This window comes from Bacillus sp. 5RYD7K, assembly GCF_059831465.1.
On the sequence record NZ_CP191200.1, the window covers coordinates 2,867,019 to 2,888,300 of the forward strand.

The following is a 21,282-nucleotide window of genomic DNA, read 5'->3' on the forward strand; positions in this document are numbered from 1 at the left end:
AAAAGGCGACGGGGAGATCATAACATGACAAAAAAGAATGCAATTCAGGATATTTATCCGCTGTCTTATATGCAGGAAGGAATGCTTTTTCATTCCCTCCTGCAAAAGGAATCACAGGCTTACGCCGAACAGGCCTCCTTTTCAATCACAGGGAAGGTTGACACCCGCGTATTTGAAGAGAGCGTTCATGTTCTTTTCGAAAGACATGATATTTTCAGAACGATCTTTATCAGCCAGAACGTGTCCGTTCCGCAGCAGGTCGTATTAAAAGAGCGGAACGTCAGCATCATTGAAGAAAACCTCACCAATTTAAACAAGGCTGATCAAACAAAATATATCGAAGAAGCTAAACGAAGAGACCGTGAGAAAGGATTTCATCTGCAAAAGGACATGCTGATGCGGGTGACGCTGCTGCAAACCGGAGAACGTGAATACACGTGCATATGGAGCTTCCATCACATCATTATGGATGGCTGGTGTCTCGGAATCGTGCTGAAAGAGTTCTTCCAGATATACGCCTCGCGGCTCCGCCAAACACCGTTAACGCTTGAGCCCGCTGTGCCGTACGGGACCTATATCAAGTGGCTGATGGAGCAAGATAAAGAAAAAGCCGCTTCGTACTGGGAGCGATACCTTGAAGGCTTTGAACAGCAGACTGTTCTGCCGAAACGGAGAAAAGCCGGCGGCAGCAGACAGGAGGAAGTGACGTTTTCCTTTTCAAAAGGGGACACAGCCAAGCTGAAAGAGCTGGCCGTGAAAGAAGAGGTCACACTGAGCACCATTTTCCACACGCTCTGGGGCATTTTGCTCCAGGCGTACAATCAGACAGAGGATGCGGTTTTTGGTTCTGTCATTTCCGGAAGGCCGTCTGAAATCGAAGGCATCGAGCGAATGATCGGCCTGTTCATTAACACTGTCCCTGTCCGAATCAGCGGAGCGGACATCCCGTTTCAAAAACTGATCAAAAACGTGCAAAAGGACGTTTTGAAAGGGCAGGCTTACAGCTACCATCCGCTTTATGATATACAAGCGAATTCACAAGTAAAACAAGGCTTAATTGACCATATTCTCGTCTTTGAGAATTATCCGGTTGAACAGGAGCTTGACGTGCTGAACAGCGAGGGGGATACGAAAGATCTTTTCCACATCCATGATTTCAGCATGGAAGACGAAACCAATTACAGTTTTTATCTTATGGTGGCGCCGGGTGACGAGATTCATTTGAAAATGAGATACGATTCAAGCGTGTATGACCGCCAATTTATCGAAAATATCAAAGGTCATTTGACACACATCGTTTCCCAGATTCTCGACAAACCTGATATCACGCCGGATAAGCTTGTAATCATAACTCCTGAGGAAAAAGAGCAGCTGCTTGCTCCAATTTCTGAAGAAACTGAAAAGCCTGAGTATGACACGATTCATGCGATGTTTGAACGGCAGGCCGCACAAACGCCGGATCAAATCGCGATCAAGTATGAAGGCGAGTCAGTGACGTACAAAGAGCTGAACGAATCGGCTAATAAGCTGTCCCGTCTGCTGCAAAAACGCGGATTAAAGCGGGAGGAGCCGGTAGGCGTCATGCTCGGCCGTTCCCCTTCTTTAGCGGCGGCCGTTCTCGGTATTTTAAAAGCGGGCGGCGCCTTTGTCCCGATAGATCCCGGCAGTCCAAAGGAGCGTATCCGCTATATCATTGAAAACAGCGGCTGCGTCCATGTTGTAACAGAGCGGCATCAGTCAGTTCCCGCGGAACAAACGCTGCAGGTTACATACATAGAAGAAGCCGGGACAGAAGCGGACGGAAGCAATGTGCAATCCATTAATACAGCGGACGATCTGCTTTATATGATTTATACATCCGGAACGACAGGGAAACCGAAGGGTGTGCTGCTTGAACATAAAAATATGGCCAACCTGCTTTCTGACCAGTTGACGAACACAGACATTGATTTTTGCACAAATGTGCTGCAGTACGCATCTGTGGCATTTGACGTCTGCTACCAGGAGTTATTTTCAGTATTCTTGAGCGGCGGCACTCTTTGTATCGTGCCGGAATCAATCAAACGAGATGTTTCTCAGCTGTATTCGTTTATCGATCAGCATAAAGCAGAAGTGGTATTTTTCCCGACTGCCTTTGTCAAAATGCTTTTCAATGAAGACGATTATGCACAGTCTTTTCCCCGCTGTGTGAAGCATGTCATTACGGCCGGAGAGCAGCTGACCGTCTCGCGGTTGTTCAGGCAGACGCTCCGTTTACACGGTATGCATTTGCATAATCATTACGGCCCGTCAGAAACCCATGTGGTTTCAACGTATACGATTTCTGCGGGAGATGACATACCTGAACATCCGCCGATCGGGAAACCGATCCATCATAACAAGATGTATATTCTCAGCCAAAACAGACAGCTTCAGCCTCTCGGAATTGCGGGAGAATTGTATATTTCCGGAGCGAATACAGGAAGAGGCTATGTGAACAATCCGGCGCTGACCGAAGAGAAATTTTTGCCGGATCCGTTCAGAAAGGGTGCCGTCATGTACCGGACCGGAGATTTGGCAAGACTGCGTGCGGACGGCCAAATTGAATACATCGGCCGGACAGATGATCAAGTGAAGATCAGAGGGTACCGGATTGAACCGAAAGAAATTGAAACCGTTCTGGCAAATCATCATGCCGTGAAAGAAGCTGCCGTATTGATTCAAACAAATGAGTCGGGCGAAAATGAATTATGCGCCTACTGCAGCGTCTCACAAGCGACTGATCCTTCTCAGCTGCGGAGCGATTTGGCGAAAGAGCTGCCTGATTATATGATTCCGGTTAAATGGGCTTTTGTTGACACGATTCCGCTCACTGCAAACGGAAAAGTCGACCAGCGTGCCCTTCCGGAAGCTTCGGGGTACGCCGCAGGCCGTCAATACACGGCTCCCCGCAATGTGACGGAGCTGAAACTTACCCGGATATGGGAAGAAGTGCTTCAGAGCGGTCCGATCGGTGTTCACGATCACTTTTTCGAGCTTGGCGGCCATTCATTAAAGGCGACGGCGCTCGTGGCAAAAATAGCTAAAGAGTGCAGCGTGCAAATTCCGCTGAGCGATGTCTTCAGCCATCCGACCGTAGAAGAACTCGCCAATATCATCAGCGAAGCAGAAGAGAATCCGTTCGCATCTATAGAAAAAACAGAAACGAAAGAAACCTATCCTGTCTCATCCGCACAAAAACGGATGTACGTCCTTCACCAGCTTGAAAATGGAGGGGTCAGCTATAACATTCCAGCCGTTTTAGAGGTGAAGGGGCCGTTTGACCGAAACAGGATAGAAGCCGTGTTCAAGGAACTGATCCGGCGGCATGAACCGCTAAGAACGTCCTTTGAAGAAAAAGACGGCCGGCCGGTGCAGAGGATTCACGACGAGGTTCCGTTTGCATTTACAAAAGAACAATCAGCTGAAGCGTTTATCCGGCCGTTCGACCTCGGCAAAGCGCCTCTTTTCCGGGCCGGATTTGTCCGAATTGAAAAAGACCGGCACCTGCTTTTAGCTGACATGCATCATATTATTTCAGACGGCGTATCCGTCAATCTTTTGATACGTGAATTCAGTGAACTGTATGCTGGGAGAAGTCTGCCTCCGTTACGGATTCAATACAAAGATTATGCCGTTTGGCAGCAATCATTTATGGCCGGCGCCGCATACAAAAAACAAGAGGAGTACTGGCTGAACCGTCTTGCCGGCGTGCTTCCCGTACTTGAATTGCCGGCTGATAAGCCGCGTCCTGCGGTGCGGAGCTTTTCCGGTGACCGGGTGTCATTTGTCATCAGCGCAAAACATACAGCACAGTTGAAAAAGCTGGCGAAAGAAAACAAATGCACACTTTATATGACGCTGCTCGGTGTGTACACCGTTCTGTTAGCCCGTTTAAGCGGACAGGAAGATATGATTGTCGGGTCTCCGATTGCGGGAAGGCCTCATGCCGATCTTGATAGCGTTCTGGGCATGTTTGTCAATACGCTTGCAGTCAGGACGCGTCCCGAAGGAAGCAAGACATTTAAAGATTATTTACAGGAGATTCGCCAAACGGCGCTTGAGGCCTACGAACATCAGGATTATCCGTTGGAAGAACTCGTCGATAAGCTCGGTGTGCCGCGGGATATGTCCCGAAATCCGCTGTTCGATACAACATTTGCGCTGCAGAACATGGAACAGCAAAAGCTTAGGGCAGACGGGCTTGAACTGCAGCCGGCAGACATCAGCCTGCCGATTTCTAAATTTGATATGTCGCTGTACATCTCGGAAAACGCTGGGGAATTGTACTGCCAGTTTGAATACAGTACCGATTTGTTTGAGAAAAAAACGATTCAAAAATGGGCGGGATTTTTTGCGACACTTGCCGAAAACGCCGCTGCTGATCCGGGATTGGAATTAGACGATATTTCCGTCTTATCAGAAAAAGAAGAAATGTCCCTGCTTCACGATTTCAGCCCCTTGCAGAAAACAGCGTTTCCGCTTGAGCAGCCTCTTCATGCTCTGCTGGAACAGCAGGCGGAGAAAACGCCGGACCGTCCGGCAATTTTAACTGACGACATTTCGATTACGTATCATGAGCTGAACGAAAGGGCAAATGAGCTTGCGCACCAGCTGATAAAGCGGGGGATAAGGCTGGAGGATAAAACCGCTATCATGGGCCGGCGTTCTCCTGACATGCTGATCGGCATTTACGCCATCTTAAAAGCAGGCGGTGCATATCTGCCGATTGATCCGGATTACCCGAAAGAGCGGATTTGCTTTTTACTGAAAGACAGCGGCGTAAGATTTTTACTTGCGGAACCGGAACTTTCGGCCGCAGATCTTTTTGATGGAGAGATCATATCCCTGAAAAGCGGGCAAACAGGAAACCCGGAAGCCGCGGCCAACCCGAATATTCCCGTAAAACCCGATTCATTGGCTTATATTATCTACACATCCGGTTCTACCGGACGCCCAAAAGGCGTGCAGGTTGAACATCAGTCAGCCGTAAACTTCTTATACTCGCTGCAAACGCGGTATGGATTAAGTGATTCTGACATCATTTTGCATAAAACATCATACTCTTTCGATGCTTCGATTTGGGAGCTGTTTTGGTGGCCGATCGCGGGAGCTTCTGTTTTCCTTCTTCCGCAAGGCGGTGAGAAAGACCCTGAAATAATACTGAACGCACTGGAGAATAACCGCATAACGGCGGCCCATTTTGTGCCTTCCATGCTTCATGCTTTCTTGGAATATATAAATTCCAGAAAACAGTCCGTCAAAAAGACCCGCTTAAAAAGGGTTTTTGCCGGCGGCGAACAATTGGGCCCGCACCTGGTTTCCCGTTTTTATGACCTTCTGCCGAAAACGGAATTGACAAATTCCTACGGACCGACAGAAGCGACTGTGGAAGCCTCGTACTTTGATTTACGGCGAGAAAGTGAATTTCACAATGTTCCGATCGGCATTTCAGGACATAACATGCGGCTGTATGTTTTAAATCAAAAGAAACGGCTTCTCCCGCCGGGATGTATCGGAGAGCTGTACATTGCAGGGACAGGGGTGGCCCGGGGCTATTTGAACCGTCCTGAACTGACGGCAGAACGTTTTCTCGATGATCCGTTTTATCCGGGAGAACGCATGTATCAGACGGGCGATATCGCACGCTGGACAGAAGACGGGCTAGTCGAATGGCTCGGCCGTTCAGACGGACAGGTGAAAGTCCGCGGCTACCGGATTGAATCGGGGGAAATCGAAGCGGCGATCCGGCGCATTGACGGCATTCGTGAGGCGGCGGTCACCGCCCGGACCGAACACGGCGAAACCGCGCTTTACGCCTATATCGAAGGACGGGAAAGCGATGACGTGCGGGCAGAACTTGCGAAACGTCTTCCAGCCTACATGATGCCGGCTCAGTTTATTGAGATGAGCGAGTGGCCGGTCACACCGAGCGGAAAGCTTGACCGCCGCGCGCTGCCGGCTCCTGACGGAGCGGCAGGCAGACAGGCGTACACCGCACCGCGGAACGTCACGGAAATGAAGCTTTGCGCCCTTTGGGAAGAGGTGCTGAAAAACGGCCCCGTCGGCATCCGGGATCACTTTTTTGAGCGGGGCGGCCATTCGTTAAAAGCGACGGCTCTCGTCTCCCGCATCGCCAAGGAGTTCGGCGTTCAGGTGCCGTTACAGGACATCTTCGCCCGGCCGACGGTGGAAGAGCTCGCTTCGGTCATTCAGGACCTCGAAGAGAGCCCGTATGAAGCGATTCAGCCTGCGAAAACACAGGACACCTATCCGGTGTCTTCAGCGCAGAAACGGATGTATGTGCTCCAGCAGCTTGAAGACGGCGGTGTCGGCTACAATATGCCGGCAGTGCTGGAACTGACGGGCCCGCTTGACCGCGGCCGGCTGGAGGAGACGTTCCGGCAGCTTGTGGAGCGGCACGAGTCGCTCAGAACGTCCTTTGAAACGGGGCCTGACGGCGAACCGGTGCAGCGTATCCATGACAGCGTGCCGTTTCAGCTGGATGAAGCCGAGTCAGCAGACGCATTTGTCCGGCCGTTTTGTCTGGATGAAGCGCCGCTCTTCCGCGCGGCCCTCGTGAAAGAATCGGACGAACGCCATCTTTTATTAACGGATATGCATCACATTATTTCCGATGGTGTGTCCGTCAACACCTTGATTAAAGAATTCGGCGAGCTGTATGCCGGCCGTTCGCTTAAGCCGATGCGTCTTCAATATAAAGACTATGCCGTCTGGCAGCGCTCGTTTCAGGAGAAGGAAGGATACCAGAAGCAGGAAGCCTACTGGCTGAAGCGGCTTGAAGGCGAGCTTCCGGTGCTTGAGCTTCCGGCTGACAAGCCTCGTCCGGCTGTCAGAAGCTTTGCGGGCGGGAACGTATCGTGCACGCTTGACGCTGAAACGGCATCCGGCCTTCACCGCATCGCCCGCGATCATGGCTCCACTTTGTACATGGTGCTTCTCGCCGCGTACAATACGCTGCTCGCACGTCTGAGCGGACAAGAAGACATCATCGTCGGCTCGCCGATTGCCGGGCGCCCGCATAAAGACCTTGAACCGATTCTGGGGATGTTCGTCAATACACTCGCCATCAGAACGGAGCCGAAAGGAGACAAACGGTTTACCGATTACTTGGCGGAAGTCCGCCAGGCCGCATTGGAAGCGTATGAGCATCAGGACTACCCGTTTGAAGAGCTTGTGGAACGGCTCGGCGTGCAGCGGGACACAAGCCGCAATCCGCTGTTTGATGCCATGCTTGTCGTTCAGAATATAGAGCATGAGGAACTGCTTCTGGACGGTTTGCATATTCAGCCTGCAGACATGTCCCGTCCGGTTTCCAAATTTGATTTCACTTTGCAGGCTTCTGAAGGCGGGGGACAGATTCATTTTCTGTTTGAATATGCCGCGGCTTTATTCCGAAAAGAAACGATGGAACGCTGGGCTGCCCACTTTTTGACGATGCTTGAACACATTGTCCGTGAACCGGAAACTTCTTTACAAGCGATCAGCATGCTGACTGCTCCGGAACGGAACCGGATTCTTGCGGACTTTAACGGCATGACGGATAAACAGCTGCCGGAAAAAACAGTTCATGAACTGTTCATCACCCAGGCACAAAAAACTCCTGATGCTGCGGCCCTTATCAGCGGGGAAACACTGGTCACATATAAAGATTTAGATGAATGGTCGAATAAAATCGCCAGAGCTCTGCAAAAACGGCAGATCGGACCTGATGCAGCCGTCGGCATTGTGATACCAAGATCGCCGGAACAAGCAGCGGCAGTCTTCGGAGTTTGGAAAGCCGGAGGCGCCTACGTCCCGATAGATCCTGAATATCCGGAGGAACGTAAGCAATATATCACCTCAGACAGCGGCGCAGCGATTCTTCTTACCGTACGGGGCGCGATAGATCAAGTGCCTGATCGTTTTAAAGGTGAAGTGCTCGCATTGGAAGATATACAAGAACAGGACGCTTCACCGGTTCAGTCACTGTCGGCGCCGGAGGATTTGGCTTACATCATTTATACGTCAGGGACGACAGGCAGGCCGAAAGGGGTTATGGTCGAACATCGATCTGTCAGCCAGACCCTTCAATGGCGGAGCAGATTTTATGATCTGAATGAGAAAGATACGGTTCTTCAGCTCTTTTCATTTTCCTTTGACGGATTTGTAACAAGTATGTTCACACCGCTGATTTCCGGCGCGAAAGTGGCCGTTTTAGCTGAAGACGAAGCGAAAGATATTCTGGCCATTAAACACTATCTCGCTTCTTGCCGCATTACTCACATGATTATTGTTCCCGTGCTGTACCGTACACTGCTTGACGTACTGGAGCCGGGAGATGCCGAGTCTCTCCGGATTGTCACATTAGCGGGAGAAGCGGTCGATCAAAACATGATCAGCCGCAGTTTATCGGTTTGTCCTCACACGGAACTTGCCAACGAGTACGGTCCGACGGAAAACAGCGTCGCCACTGCAGCGGCAAGACATATAGAACAAAATGAGGAGATTACGATCGGCCGGCCGATTGATCATTCACACGTTTATATTTTAAACGGGGATCATCTGCAGCCGATCGGTGTAACAGGGGAACTTTGCATCTCAGGTTCCGGCCTTGCAAGAGGGTACCGCAATCTTCCTCAGCAAACAGCTCAAGCCTTTGTCCAAGACCCGTTCCACAAGAACCGGCGCATGTACCGCACGGGCGATCTGGCAAAATGGCTGCCGGACGGCACGCTGCAATATATCGGCCGAATGGACGAGCAAGTCAAAATCAGAGGCTACCGGGTGGAGCTGCAAGAAATTGAGGCCGCCTTAACAGGCATAAAAGGTGTCAAAGAAGCAGCCGTCACTGCTCTGCCCGCATCAGCAGGCCAAAGGGAATTATGCGCTTATATCGTGACAGAAGAAGGAACAGAAAGCGAAACGGTGAAGCAGGCGCTCAGAAACCAAATGCCCGCTTATATGGTGCCGGCGTTCTTTGAAACACTTGAGGCCCTGCCGGTCACACCAAACGGGAAGCTTGACCGCCGCGCGCTTCCTGAGCCGCGGAAAAAAATGCAAACGGGACGGGTGTTCACAGAACCTTCCAGCGCCATTGAAAAGGAACTGGCCGCGATTTGGAGCGACGTGCTCGGAACTGAAAACATTGCAGTCGATCAATCATTTTTTGAGCTGGGCGGCGATTCCATCAAAGCCCTGCAAGTCTCGGCCCGATTACACCAGACAGGAAAACAGATCGCCGTAAAAGATATTTTCAGCCGGCCGACAATTAAAGAACTGGCGCCTTATGTCCGTACAGAGCGGCAGCCGGTCAGCCAAGCTCCCGCAGAAGGAGAAGTGAAGTGGTCACCTGTTCAAAAATGGTTCTTCGCACAGGACATGAAGGAAGCAAACCATTTTAACCAGTCCGTTATGCTGACGAGAACAAATGCAATTGATGAAGAGGCTTTGAGGAAGACGTTAAAAGCCATTACCGTTCATCATGATGCCTTGCGTCTTGTGTGCAAAAAAGACGGAGAGAAAGGCCTTTTCCTCTTCAACAGACCGGCTGGCCTCCCAGATGAGCAGCTCTACAGCCTGACTATTTGGGAAGCGGAAGGCGATGAGCATGAAAAAGAACGTTTTATAAAACGCCGCGTTGCAGAGCTTCAGAGAAACATGGATTTGGAGAACGGGCCGCTGGTACAGGCGGGGCTGTTCCGCTCTGAAGCAGAGGATTATTTGTTTCTTACCGTCCATCATCTCGCCGTTGACGGGATGTCATGGCGGATTTTATTGGAAGACTTGGCTTCTGCCTATGAGCAGGCCGTCTCCGGAAAAGAAATCAATCTTCCGCCGAAAACCATGTCATTCAAATCATATACGGAGCAGCTGGAGGATTATGCCAAAAGTCGTCAGCTGCTTCAGCAGGCGGAGTATTGGCGGGAGATAGAACACTATGAAACAGAAAGTCTCCCTTGTGAGCAGACAGAACGATCTCAAACTTCTGCGGAAAAACGGAACACGGTATCTTTCACATTAACAGAAAGTGAAACAAATGCGCTGTTGAAAGATGTGCACAGCGCCTACAATACGGATACGCAAGATGTGCTTTTGGCTTCCGCCGTGCTCGCTGTTCAGAAATGGTCGCCGCGGGATGCTTTGAAAATCGCCCTTGAAGGACACGGACGCCAATCGGAGCAGGGCGTTGCGGACATCAGCAGAACGGTGGGGTGGTTCACTTCCATTTATCCGGTGCTTTTCCGGGCGGGAGCTTATGAACCTTTTGAAGAATATGAAATTCGCACATTGAAAACCGTCAAAGACACATTGCGGCGCATTCCGGATAAAGGGAACGGATACAGCGTCCTTAAATATTTGACACCGCCGAAGCTTGCCGGGATGACCTTCGGGAAAGCACCGGAGATCAGCTTTAACTATCTCGGACAATTCGATGCGCCCGGCGGGAATCCGGCAGAAATGGAACAGCCTGACGCGTTTCAGTTTTCTCCTTTGGGCAGCGGAGATGATGTGACGGATACATGGAAACGGGAGCAGTCACTTGAAATCAGCGCGATTGCGGCAAAAGGCCGGATGACCGTCAGCATTTCCTATGAAACGGGACGCTTCCGGCAGGGTACGATCGAACGGCTGTCCGAAAGCTGCCGGTATTTTCTCCTGAAACTGTCGGAACATTGCCTCAGTAAAACCGATACGGAGAAAACCGTCAGTGACTTTGATGATCGGGAGCTGACTGAGGAAGCATTGCAGGATATTGCCGACTTACTCAGCTTCCACTAAACCGAGCGGGAGGAACACATGGACAAAACGAAAAATATCCAAAATATTTATCCCCTCAGCCGAATGCAGGAAGGAATGCTTTTTCATTCCTTTCTGCAAAAGGAGGGGGCTGCATATATCGAGCAATCCGTCTTCACCATACAAGGCCGGCTTCGTCCGGAATTGTTTGAGCAAAGCGTACAGTCTGTCATCAGCCGCCACGATATTTTCAGAACGGTTTTTTTACCTCATGTCGCTCAGCTGAACGGCCCCCGCCAAGTCGTGCTTCGTGAGCGGGAATTCCGGCTGCACCGCGAAGATCTTACACATTTGGATGAAGCGGGACAAAACAGCTATATACAGCGATTTAAAGAACGTGACCGCTTAAACGGCTTTGACTTGCAAAAGGATATGCTGATGCGTGTTTCTTTGTTTAAAACGGCTGACGAAGAATATGTATGCGTCTGGAGCCATCATCACATCCTCATGGACGGCTGGTGCCTCGGCATCGTCCTTCAGGAATTTATGCATATGTACCGGGCGATTGAATCAGGCTCACCCGTCACCTTGGAGCCTGCTAAGCCGTACAGCACTTATATTACATGGCTGACCGATCAGGACAACGACGCAGCTTCTGAGTATTGGAAAGGATATTTAGCGGGCTTTGAGACACCATCAGGACTGCCGAAAATATCGGTCCGGCCCCAGGAAAAAGGCTACCGCAAGAAAGAGCTGCTGTTTTCTTTAGATCAAAACCTGACGGACAAGCTGAAAACGACCGCCAAAGAAGAGGGAGCAACGCTTGCAGTTCTTATGCAGACCGTATGGGGCCTGCTGCTGCAGCGCTACAACCGGACGGACGATGCCGTGTTCGGCGCCGTCGTATCAGGGCGGCCTTCTGTCATTGACGGCGTGGAAAGCATGATCGGACTGTTTATCAATACCGTCCCGGTACGCATTAAAACGGGTGATGAAAGCTTTAGAGAACTGCTGGGCCGCTGTCAGAAGGAAATGCTTGATTCAGAGGCGTTCAGCTATCATCCGCTTGCCGACATCCAATCTCAGACTGAGCTGAAACAGGATTTAATCGACCATATTATCGTGTTTGAAAATTATCCGATTCAGCAGCAGATGAAAGACGCGGAAAAGGAATCGGATGCACCATTCCGGATCGGGAATGTCAACGTGTCGGAACAATCGGGCTACGACTTTAACCTCATCATAGCGCCCGGCGATGAGCTGCTCATCAAATTCAGCTATAATGCGAACGTTTATGACGAAGTATGGATAGAGAGCGTAAAAGGACACTTGGAAGAAGCGCTGCGCTGCGCCGCTTTTAATCCCGATGTTCCTGCTGACTTGCTGCCGATGCTCGGACAAAAGGAAAAATCAAGAATAATCGGCGAATTTAATAACACGAAAACAACTTATGAAAGAGACGAAAGCATCATCAGCCTGTTCAGCCGTCAGGCGGAGAAAACCCCGGGTCATCAGGCGCTTCACGCCGGCGGGCTGACGTTGACGTACCGGGAGCTTGATGAACGGTCAACTGCATTCGCCCGCACCCTGCTTGAAAACGGTTTGGCGCAAAAGGGAATTGCCGGGATTTTAGCCGAACGTTCACCGGAATTTATCATCGCTGTTCTCGCTGTTTTGAAAGCGGGAGGGACGTACCTTCCGCTCGATGCAGATCTGCCTTCCGACAGGATCGCCGATATGCTCACTGAGAGCGGAGCACAGCTCTTAACGGTACAAAACGGGATTGAGACTGATATTGACTTTTCTCACATCATCTCTATCCCGGCAGCCGCTGAGAAACAAACCGCTGACGCGGGAAAACTGAATACCGTTACATCGCCTGATGATCTTGCCTATATTATGTATACATCCGGTTCAACAGGAAAACCGAAGGGCGTGATGATTTCCAACCGCAACGTCGTATCGCTCGTGTCAAACAGCAATTACACGTCGGCCGGCACGACGGACCGTCTCATTCTGACAGGGTCCATCGGTTTTGACGCAGTGACGTTTGAAATCTTCGGAGCGCTTTTGAACGGAGCGTGCCTTCATGTGGTTGACCGCACGACAATGCTTGCGCCTGAGAGGTTCGGCCATTATCTTAGTTCCAATCGTATTACGATTCTGTTTTTGACGACGGCGCTCTTTAACCAGTTTGCCCAAGCTGATCCGGAGATGTTTTCCGGATTGCGCACCTTATATGTCGGCGGAGAAGCTTTGTCCCCGGCGCTCATCAATAAGGTCAGACACCGCTGTCCGAATCTCAGCCTTTATAACATATACGGACCGACAGAAAATACGACGTTTTCCACCTTTTATGAAATCAGGCATGATTTTTCTCAGCCGATTCCAATCGGAAAACCGATCACTAATTCAACCGCGTATATCATTGAGAAAAATGGCAGACTTGCGCCGATCGGCGTGCCTGGTGAGCTGTGTGTCGGCGGTGACGGGGTTGCCAAAGGCTACTTAAACAGGCCTGACTTAACAAGTGAAGCATTTGTCAGCCACCCGATTCATCCTGAAGAAAAGATTTACAAAACAGGCGACTTGGCTTATTGGCTGCCGGATGGAAGCATCGGATACATCAGCCGTATCGACCGTCAATTCAAGATTCGCGGAAAGCGTATCGAGCCGGCCGAAATTGAAGCGCGGCTGACTGAAATTGATGGAATCAGGGAAGCGGCAGTCATCGTGTCAGACGAAGGACAAGAAGTAATCCTTTGTGCGTATTATACGGGCGCGCATGTTGAAGAAAGAACCATTCGCTCCCTATTGGCAAGGCTGCTTCCCGACTATATGATTCCGCAGTATATGGTAAAGCTTGACCGTATGCCGCTTACCGCAAACGGCAAAGTGGACCGCCGCAGACTCCCTGCGCCAGAACGGAAAAAGACGTCATCAAAAGCCGTTCCCCCGCGAAACTGGGTAGAGCGTGAGCTGATCGACATTTGGTCGCCGATACTCGGCTGCGGGGAGCTGGGCATACAGGATGACTTTTTTGAGCTTGGCGGGCACTCTTTGAAAGCATTGCAAGTCATTCACCAGCTGAAGACCAGACAGCAGATGGATGTCCCGATTGAAATGATATTTGAATATCCGACAATTGAACAATTGGCTGAAAAGCTGTATTCCAGCAAACTGTCAGAAGCCGCCGAACAGCATATCAGCAGACTGAATCAGCCGAAAGGCCGCAACCTTTTCTGTTTTCCGCCAATTTCAGGTTTCGGCATTTTCTTCAAAGATCTGGCGGCAGCATTAAATGGACGGGCTGCTGTGTACGGCTTTAACTTTATTGAAGAAGACAGCAGAATGGAACAATACATTGACAAAATGCTGGAAATCCAGCCGGAAGGCCCTTACATCCTCTTCGGATATTCGGCAGGCGGCAATACGGCATTCGAGGCTGCAAAAGCGATGGAAAAACGCGGATTAGAAATCAGCGACGTCATTATCGCAGACGCGTACAGAAAGCTTGACACATTGCCGCCGCAGCCAACAAACGCAACAGCCGAAAATGTCCCGGAAGCCGTCAGGGAAGCGGTCATCCGAAAAACAGAGCGCTATCAAACGTACTGGGCGGAACTGATAAATGACGGCCAAATTGCGGCAAACCTCCATTTTATCGAGGCTGGCATAAAGGAAGAGCACAGTGATAAGACCGAGCCGATGAAATGGGAAGGCGCCACAACGGGACTCTATCAGGAATATCAAGGCGAGGGCGCCCATAAAGATATGTTTGAACCCGCCTTTGCACAGCAAAATGCTGAGGTCATACTGGACATCATTGCAAACAGCGGAAGACGCTTGGCGCGGAATCTGTAACATCCGGCAGAATGGTTCAGGATGACAGAGGGCAAGATAGGGGAATCAAACCAGTTTTTTGGAGGCTTTGAGATGACGAACCTATCTTGGCTTACGTATGTAATGATCATTCTTGCCAGCTACCGGCTGACCCATTTAATTGTATTTGATAAGATTACCGAATTCATAAGAAAACCCTTTTTAAAGCAAGAAAAAACCGTCGATCAAAACGGGCGCCCCGTCCAAAAAAAAGTCCCCTCCTCCGCATTCGGTTATATGCTGCAATGTTATTGGTGTGCGGGCGTCTGGTGCGCCATATTGATCGGCATCTGCTACTTGGTCTGGCCCCGCTATGCACATCCGGTTATTTTCATTTTATCCATCGCCGGAGCGCAGGCCATTCTTGAAACGTGTGTCGGCGTCGGAACGAAGGTCATTGACGTGCTCGCCGCTATGAAACATAAAAAGTCCTGAAGCGTTTCATCCGCTTTAGGACTTTTTTCTTTTTTTAGGCTGAGAGGAATAAAGCAGGCTTTTTGATTCACCGCCCGGAATGCTTCGGAATACCGTAAAGCTGAGAGGGGGAAAAACATGAAAGGCTGCCGTTTCAGCATCATATGGTTTTTGGCCGTTTTACTGACAGCCGGCATCTTTACAGTCTCAGCACCAGCAAAAGCTGGCGGCACTCAGGCGGAGAGAGAAATGAGAGCCGTATGGATCGCGTCTGTCACCAATATCGACTGGCCCTCTAAAAAAGGGCTGTCACCCGATGAGCAAAAAAAAGAATACAGCAAGCTGCTGGATGACGTTCAGGCAATGGGGATGAACGCCGTGGTCGTTCAAATTAAACCGACGGCTGATGCTTTTTATCCATCAGATTATGGTCCTTGGTCAGAGTATTTGACAGGAACTCAAGGCAAAAATCCAGGCTACGATCCGCTTGCTTTTTTAGTTGAAGAGACACATAAACGGAATCTTGAATTCCACGCTTGGTTCAACCCTTACCGGATCACGATGAATCACACAAATTCGAATGCGCTTTCAGATGATCATCCCGCCCGTTCTCATCCGGACTGGGTCGCCGCATACGGAAATCAGCTGTATTATAATCCGGGCATTCCCGAAGTACGGCAATTTATAACGGATGGAATCAAAGAGGTGGTCAGCCGATATGACATTGATGCGGTTCATATGGATGACTATTTTTACCCTTATAAAATCGCCGGAAAGGAATTTCCCGATCAAGCGGCATACGAACGGTACGGAAAAGCTCACTTTGCATCAGTTGATGACTGGCGCAGAGATAACGTCAACCAGCTTGTAAAAGAGATCAATCAGGCCATTAAACGAGAAAAATCTTATGTCAAATTCGGAATCAGCCCATTCGGCGTATGGAGAAATGCCGCAGATGACCCGACAGGCTCCAAAACGGCCGCCGGAGTGCGGAACTACGATGACTTATACGCTGATACGCGTGAATGGATCCAAAAAGGATATATTGATTACATCGCACCGCAGATTTACTGGAGTATCGGCTTTAAAGCGGCGGCATATGACGTCTTAGCGGATTGGTGGGGCAATGAAGTGAAAAATCGTCCCGTGCATTTATATATCGGGCAGGCAGCTTATAAAATCAACAACAACGCTGATCCGCCTTGGGCCGATCCGGAGGAATACGGAAGACAGATTGCTCTTAACAGGGAATCAGCTTGGATTAAAGGCAGCATGCATTTCAGTTTAAAGGACCTGAACCGTAACCCGCTCGATGTGAAAAACCGCTTGATCAATGACATGTACAGCCGGCCCGCATTAATACCCGAGATGCCTTGGCTCGGACATTCCGCTTTAAAAAAACCGGCTGTCAAACGAGCGGAGAAGAACGCTTCAGGCAATACACTCTATATCGAAGATGCGAAATCCAATGGTAAAAAAACGGCTTATTACGCCATTTACCGCGCAGAAAAGGGAAAGCAGCCTTATTTAGTGGATACAGTCAGAAAGACAGCATCACGGACGCAGACATTTTCAGATACTGATATCCAGGCGAAAGGCGCCTGCACCTATATCGTTACTTCCGTTGACAGGCTTCACCATGAAAGCCGCCCCTCCGCAAAACGGACGGTTAAATAGCATTTCTGAAAAAAACTGACAGTTGCCGCGCTGTCAGTTTTTTTGGCGGATGAGTCCGAATCTTTATTTGGATGGAATGAATAAAGACCCCCATTAATAAAATGTAGAAAGCAGCAGAAGGAGGAAGGTTAATGAATTTTCAACTGACAAAAGAACAGCAGATGGTGCGCGAAATGGTCAGAGATTTCGCCAAAAATGAAATTGCCCCGAAAGCCCATGAGGTTGATCAATCAGCCGTCTTTCCGATAGACACATTTAAGAAAATGGGCGAACTCGGCCTTCTCGGAATTCCGTTTCCGGAAGAATACGGAGGAGCGGGCGGTGATACCATTTCCTATGCAGCGGCAGTTGAAGAAATCGGAAAAGCCTGCGGAAGCACGGGGCTGAGCTACGCGGCAGCCGTGTCACTCGGTGCAAGCCCATTGTACTATTTCGGTACGGAACAGCAAAAACAAGAACATCTTACTCCGCTAGCTTCCGGAAAAGCGCTCGGATCATTCGGATTGACGGAGCCGAATGCCGGTTCAGATGCTGGCGGAACACAGACAAAGGCTGAGAAAATGGGTGCTGACTATGTGATAAACGGAGAGAAATGCTGGATCACTAACGCCAATTACGCCCGCACGGTCATTGTCACCGCCGTTACGGGAAAGAACTCCGCCGGAAAACCGATCATTTCAGCTCTCATCGTCCCGACAGACACACCGGGATTTACGATCACAAGTCCGTACGACAAGATGGGTGTGAGAGGATCGGATACGGCCGAGCTTGTGCTGGAGGATGTCAGGGTGCCTGCCGACAACCTGCTCGGTGATCCTGAAAAAGGTTTCAAGCAATTTTTATATACATTAGACGGCGGACGGATTTCGATTGCGGCGCTGGCTGTCGGTATCGCTCAAGGAGCGTTGGAGGCGTCGCTCTCATATGCGAAGGAACGCAAGCAGTTCGGCAGCCCGATATCGTCATTTCAAGCCATCCAATTTAAGCTCGCTGACATGGCGATGGAAATTGACCTTGCCAGACAAATGGTGCTTAAAGCGGCCTGGCTGAAGGATCAACACCTGCCATTTACGAAAGAAGCGGCATTCGCCAAGCTCTATGCTTCAGAAATGGCCGTCAGAACATGCCTTCAGGCCATCCAAATTCACGGCGGTTCCGGCTATATGAAGGAGTGCGGTGTCGAACGCATGCTTCGTGACGCAAAGCTGATGGAGATTGGCGAAGGAACGTCAGAAATTCAAAGAATGGTCATTGCAAGACAGCTCTTGAAGTGAAATGAAAACGTTTACCAAAACAAGAATGGAAGGAAGCAGGTCATATGGCTGAACTTATCCATTTAACAGCGGGAAAGCTGCTTGAGCGGACCGCGGAGCTTTTTCCGGATCATGAAGCGGTTGTTTACCCTGAGCGCGGCCTTCGTTATACGTATGCGGAGTTTGACCGGTTATGCCGGCAAACCGCAAAAGGGCTGATGAAGCTGGGAGTTGAAAAAGGAGATCATGTGGCCATATGGGCATCCAACATACCGGAATGGCTCGCGGCGCAATTTGCAACGGCGAAAATCGGCGCCGTCCTGGTCACCATCAATACGAATTTTCAAATCGCAGAGCTCGATTACCTGCTGGCACATTCAGACGTCACGTCCCTGATTATCATGGATTCCTACAGGCAGACATCTTATGTTGAAATGGTGAATAAGCTGATTCCGGAGCTGAAAACTTGTGAGCGCGGCAGGCTGCGTTCGAAACGGTATCCCTTTTTACGGACGGTGTTATATATCGGGGATCAAAGACCGCCCGGCATGCACCGTTGGGATTCTTTGCTGAAGGATGCCGAGTCTGTAACGGATGCAGCGCTTGACGGAAGGATGGACAGCCTGGACAAGGATGATTGCATTCATATGCAATATACATCGGGTACGACCGGATTTCCGAAAGGCGTCATGCTCTCACATTTTAATATCGTCAATAACGCGGCCAATATCGCAGAGTGCATGAAGCTTACCCCAAGTGACCGTTTATGCATTCCCGTGCCGTTTTTCCACTGTTTCGGGTGTGTGCTCGGCGTGCTGGCATGTGTTTCCGCGGGTGCAGCGATGATCCCGATTGAACAGTTTTCTCCGCCAGCCGTTCTGAAAACGGTGGAGCAAGAAGCCTGCACGGCTCTGCACGGTGTGCCGACGATGTTTATCGCCCTCCTAAATGACAGCCGTTTTTCTGAATATGATCTTTCTCACATCCGAACCGGAATTATGGCCGGCTCGCCATGTCCGGCGGAAGTCATGAAAGAAGTGATCGGCAAAATGGGGATGACCGGCATTACCATTGCCTACGGACAGACCGAAGCATCACCTGTTATTACGCAGACAAGAACGGATGATCCGTTTGAAAGAAGAGTGGAAACAGCCGGGCGGGCGCTTCCTCATATCGAAATCAAAATCGTTCGGCCCGGAACATCCGAAGAGGCCGCCCGGGGCGAACAGGGAGAGCTCTGCACCCGCGGATATCATGTCATGAAAGGCTATTATAAAAATCAAGAAGCGACCGAAGAAGCGATAGACAAAGACGGCTGGCTGCATACGGGTGATTTGGCGGTCATGGATGAAGACGGGTACTGCAAAATCACCGGCCGTCTGAAAGACATGCTGATAAGAGGCGGCGAAAATATCTATCCCCGGGAGATTGAAGAAATGTTATATCGGCATCCCGCAGTAGCAGACGTTCAGGTTGTCGGCGTGCCTGACCCGAAATACGGAGAAGAAGCCGCGGCGTGGATCAGGCTCAAAGACGGACAAACCGCTTCCGCAGAAGACATCAGAGCCTTTTGCAAAGAACATATCGCCCGCTACAAGGTCCCCCGGTATGTATTATTCACAGATAAATATCCAATGACAGCCTCAGGAAAAATTCAGAAATTCAAGCTGCGGGAAAAAACGATTGAAGAGCTCAAGTTAACTTAATGAAAAAGGAGTGCTTCACATTTGTTTACAAAAATCCTGATTGCCAATAGAGGAGAAATCGCCTTACGAATTATCCGCACCTGCAAACGTCTCGGTATCCCCTCGGCAGCTGTTTATTCAGAAGCCGATCAGAATGCGCTCCATGTAAAAGCGGCAGATGAGGCTTATCCGATCGGAAAATCGAGAGTAAATGAAAGCTATTTACATATCGACAGAATCATAGAAGCCGCTAAAGCCGCCGGAGCGGACGCCATTCACCCCGGCTACGGACTGCTGTCGGAAAACAGTTCGTTCGCCGAACGCTGCCGGAAGGAACAAATCACATTTATCGGCCCGCCCGCTGACATCATCGCCAAAATGGGCAGCAAGATAGAAGCCCGAAAAACGATGCAAAAAGCAAAGGTCCCGATCGTTCCCGGTGTTTCAGAACCGTTGCCCGATGTACACTCGGCCTTAGCCGAGGCCCGCGTCATCGGCTTTCCGGTCATGCTGAAAGCGTCCGCTGGAGGCGGCGGAATCGGCATGCAGATCGTACATTCAGAAGAAGAGCTGGCCAAAGCGTTTGAAAGCAATCAAAAGCGGGCCGCATCCTTTTTCGGAGACGGCGCGATGTATATGGAAAAAGTCATTGAAAACGCCCGTCATATTGAAATTCAGATTCTCGCAGATTCTTTCGGCAATACCGTTCATCTGTTTGAACGTGACTGTTCAGTGCAAAGGCGCCATCAAAAAGTGATAGAAGAAGCGCCGTCCCCGTTTGTTGATGATGAATTAAGACAAAGACTCGGCGAGACCGCCGTTAAAGCCGCTAAATCGATCGGCTACCAAAATGCGGGCACCATAGAGTTTCTCGTCGACCAAAAGAAACAAATCTATTTCTTAGAAATGAATACAAGACTGCAGGTAGAGCATCCGGTGACAGAAGAAATTACAGGACTGGATCTTGTGGAAGAGCAGCTGAAAATTGCCGCAGGGCAGCCGCTGACTTTCTCACAGAAAGGCATCACACATCACGGGCATGCGATCGAAGTGCGGATTTATGCGGAAGATCCGGTCACCTTTTATCCGTCACCCGGCACCATCTCGTCTTTCTCCGTTTTACGGCATCCGTCAGTGAGACACGAATGCGCCGTTGAAAAGGGAAGCACCATTTCTCCGTTTTACGATCCGATGATTGCCAAAATGATCGTCACGGCGAATACGAGAAAACAAGCCATTGAACAACTGAAAACCGCTCTTCGCGAATACCATGTAGAAGGGATTAAAACCAATATTCCGCTGCTGTCAAAGATTGCCCATTCAGAAGCGTTTGAAAAGGGTGAAGCGACAACCGGATTTTTACAAACCATGAACGGGGAGGCGTCCAAATGAGCGAGATAAAAATTCAGATGGCGGGAAATCTGTGGAAAATTCATGTGAAACCGGGCGATGTCATCGAAGAAGGACAGGAAGTAGCTGTCTTGGAATCAATGAAAATGGAAATTCCGATTATTGCTGATGTATCCGGAACGGTGAAAGAAGTGAAAAAAGCAGAAGGCGATTTCACCGATGAAGGTGAGGTCCTGATTGAGCTCCAATAAAACGGGAGGTGC

General features: G+C 50.0%; 7 protein-coding genes and 1 pseudogene. All 8 read left to right on the forward strand.

The window, feature by feature from the left end:
• Window positions 1-24: 24 nt before the first annotated feature.
• The 8 genes and pseudogenes from ACQE26_RS14515 (at window position 25) to ACQE26_RS14550 (ending at window position 21,270) form a co-directional block, all read left to right on the forward strand.
• On the forward strand, window positions 25-10,800 hold the full coding sequence (locus tag ACQE26_RS14515) for a non-ribosomal peptide synthetase (protein WP_500469905.1): 10,776 nt from the start codon (window positions 25-27) through the stop codon (window positions 10,798-10,800).
• An 18-nt stretch (window positions 10,801-10,818) separates the two neighbouring features.
• Window positions 10,819-14,622, forward strand: coding sequence for a non-ribosomal peptide synthetase (locus tag ACQE26_RS14520; RefSeq protein WP_500469907.1), 3,804 nt, complete (start codon window positions 10,819-10,821; stop codon window positions 14,620-14,622).
• A gap of 72 nt (window positions 14,623-14,694) precedes the next feature.
• The gene (locus ACQE26_RS14525; protein WP_500469909.1) at window positions 14,695-15,075 is read left to right on the forward strand and encodes a DUF1360 domain-containing protein; all 381 of its coding nucleotides are present in this window, start codon (window positions 14,695-14,697) and stop codon (window positions 15,073-15,075) included.
• A 117-nt stretch (window positions 15,076-15,192) separates the two neighbouring features.
• Window positions 15,193-16,731 carry a glycoside hydrolase family 10-like protein gene (locus ACQE26_RS14530; protein ID WP_500469911.1) on the forward strand — a complete coding sequence of 513 codons (1,539 nt, stop codon included), beginning with the start codon at window positions 15,193-15,195 and terminating at the stop codon, window positions 16,729-16,731.
• A 131-nt stretch (window positions 16,732-16,862) separates the two neighbouring features.
• Window positions 16,863-18,005, forward strand: coding sequence for an acyl-CoA dehydrogenase family protein (locus tag ACQE26_RS14535; RefSeq protein WP_500469913.1), 1,143 nt, complete (start codon window positions 16,863-16,865; stop codon window positions 18,003-18,005).
• Window positions 18,006-18,037: 32 nt separating this feature from the next.
• Window positions 18,038-19,690, forward strand: a pseudogene (locus tag ACQE26_RS14540) (AMP-binding protein); the annotation flags it as partial.
• Window positions 19,691-19,711: 21 nt separating this feature from the next.
• A complete protein-coding gene (locus tag ACQE26_RS14545; RefSeq protein WP_500469915.1) occupies window positions 19,712-21,061 on the forward strand; it encodes an acetyl-CoA carboxylase biotin carboxylase subunit in 1,350 nt (449 codons plus the stop codon).
• Entirely contained in the window at window positions 21,058-21,270 is a 213-nt protein-coding gene (locus ACQE26_RS14550) for an acetyl-CoA carboxylase biotin carboxyl carrier protein subunit (RefSeq protein ID WP_045927041.1), read from the forward strand. The genes ACQE26_RS14545 and ACQE26_RS14550 overlap by 4 nt, the downstream gene beginning before the upstream one ends.
• The last annotated feature ends 12 nt before the right edge of the window (window positions 21,271-21,282 follow it).

Bases quoted from the DNA above. Each gene is read 5' to 3' on its own strand.
- ACQE26_RS14515 (WP_500469905.1), top strand. From the start codon at position 25: ATGACAAAAAAGAATGCAATTCAGGATATTTATCCGCTGTCTTATATG.
- ACQE26_RS14520 (WP_500469907.1), top strand. From the start codon at position 10,819: ATGGACAAAACGAAAAATATCCAAAATATTTATCCCCTCAGCCGAATG.
- ACQE26_RS14525 (WP_500469909.1), top strand. From the start codon at position 14,695: ATGACGAACCTATCTTGGCTTACGTATGTAATGATCATTCTTGCCAGC.
- ACQE26_RS14530 (WP_500469911.1), top strand. From the start codon at position 15,193: ATGAAAGGCTGCCGTTTCAGCATCATATGGTTTTTGGCCGTTTTACTG.
- ACQE26_RS14535 (WP_500469913.1), top strand. From the start codon at position 16,863: ATGAATTTTCAACTGACAAAAGAACAGCAGATGGTGCGCGAAATGGTC.
- ACQE26_RS14550 (WP_045927041.1), top strand. From the start codon at position 21,058: ATGAGCGAGATAAAAATTCAGATGGCGGGAAATCTGTGGAAAATTCAT.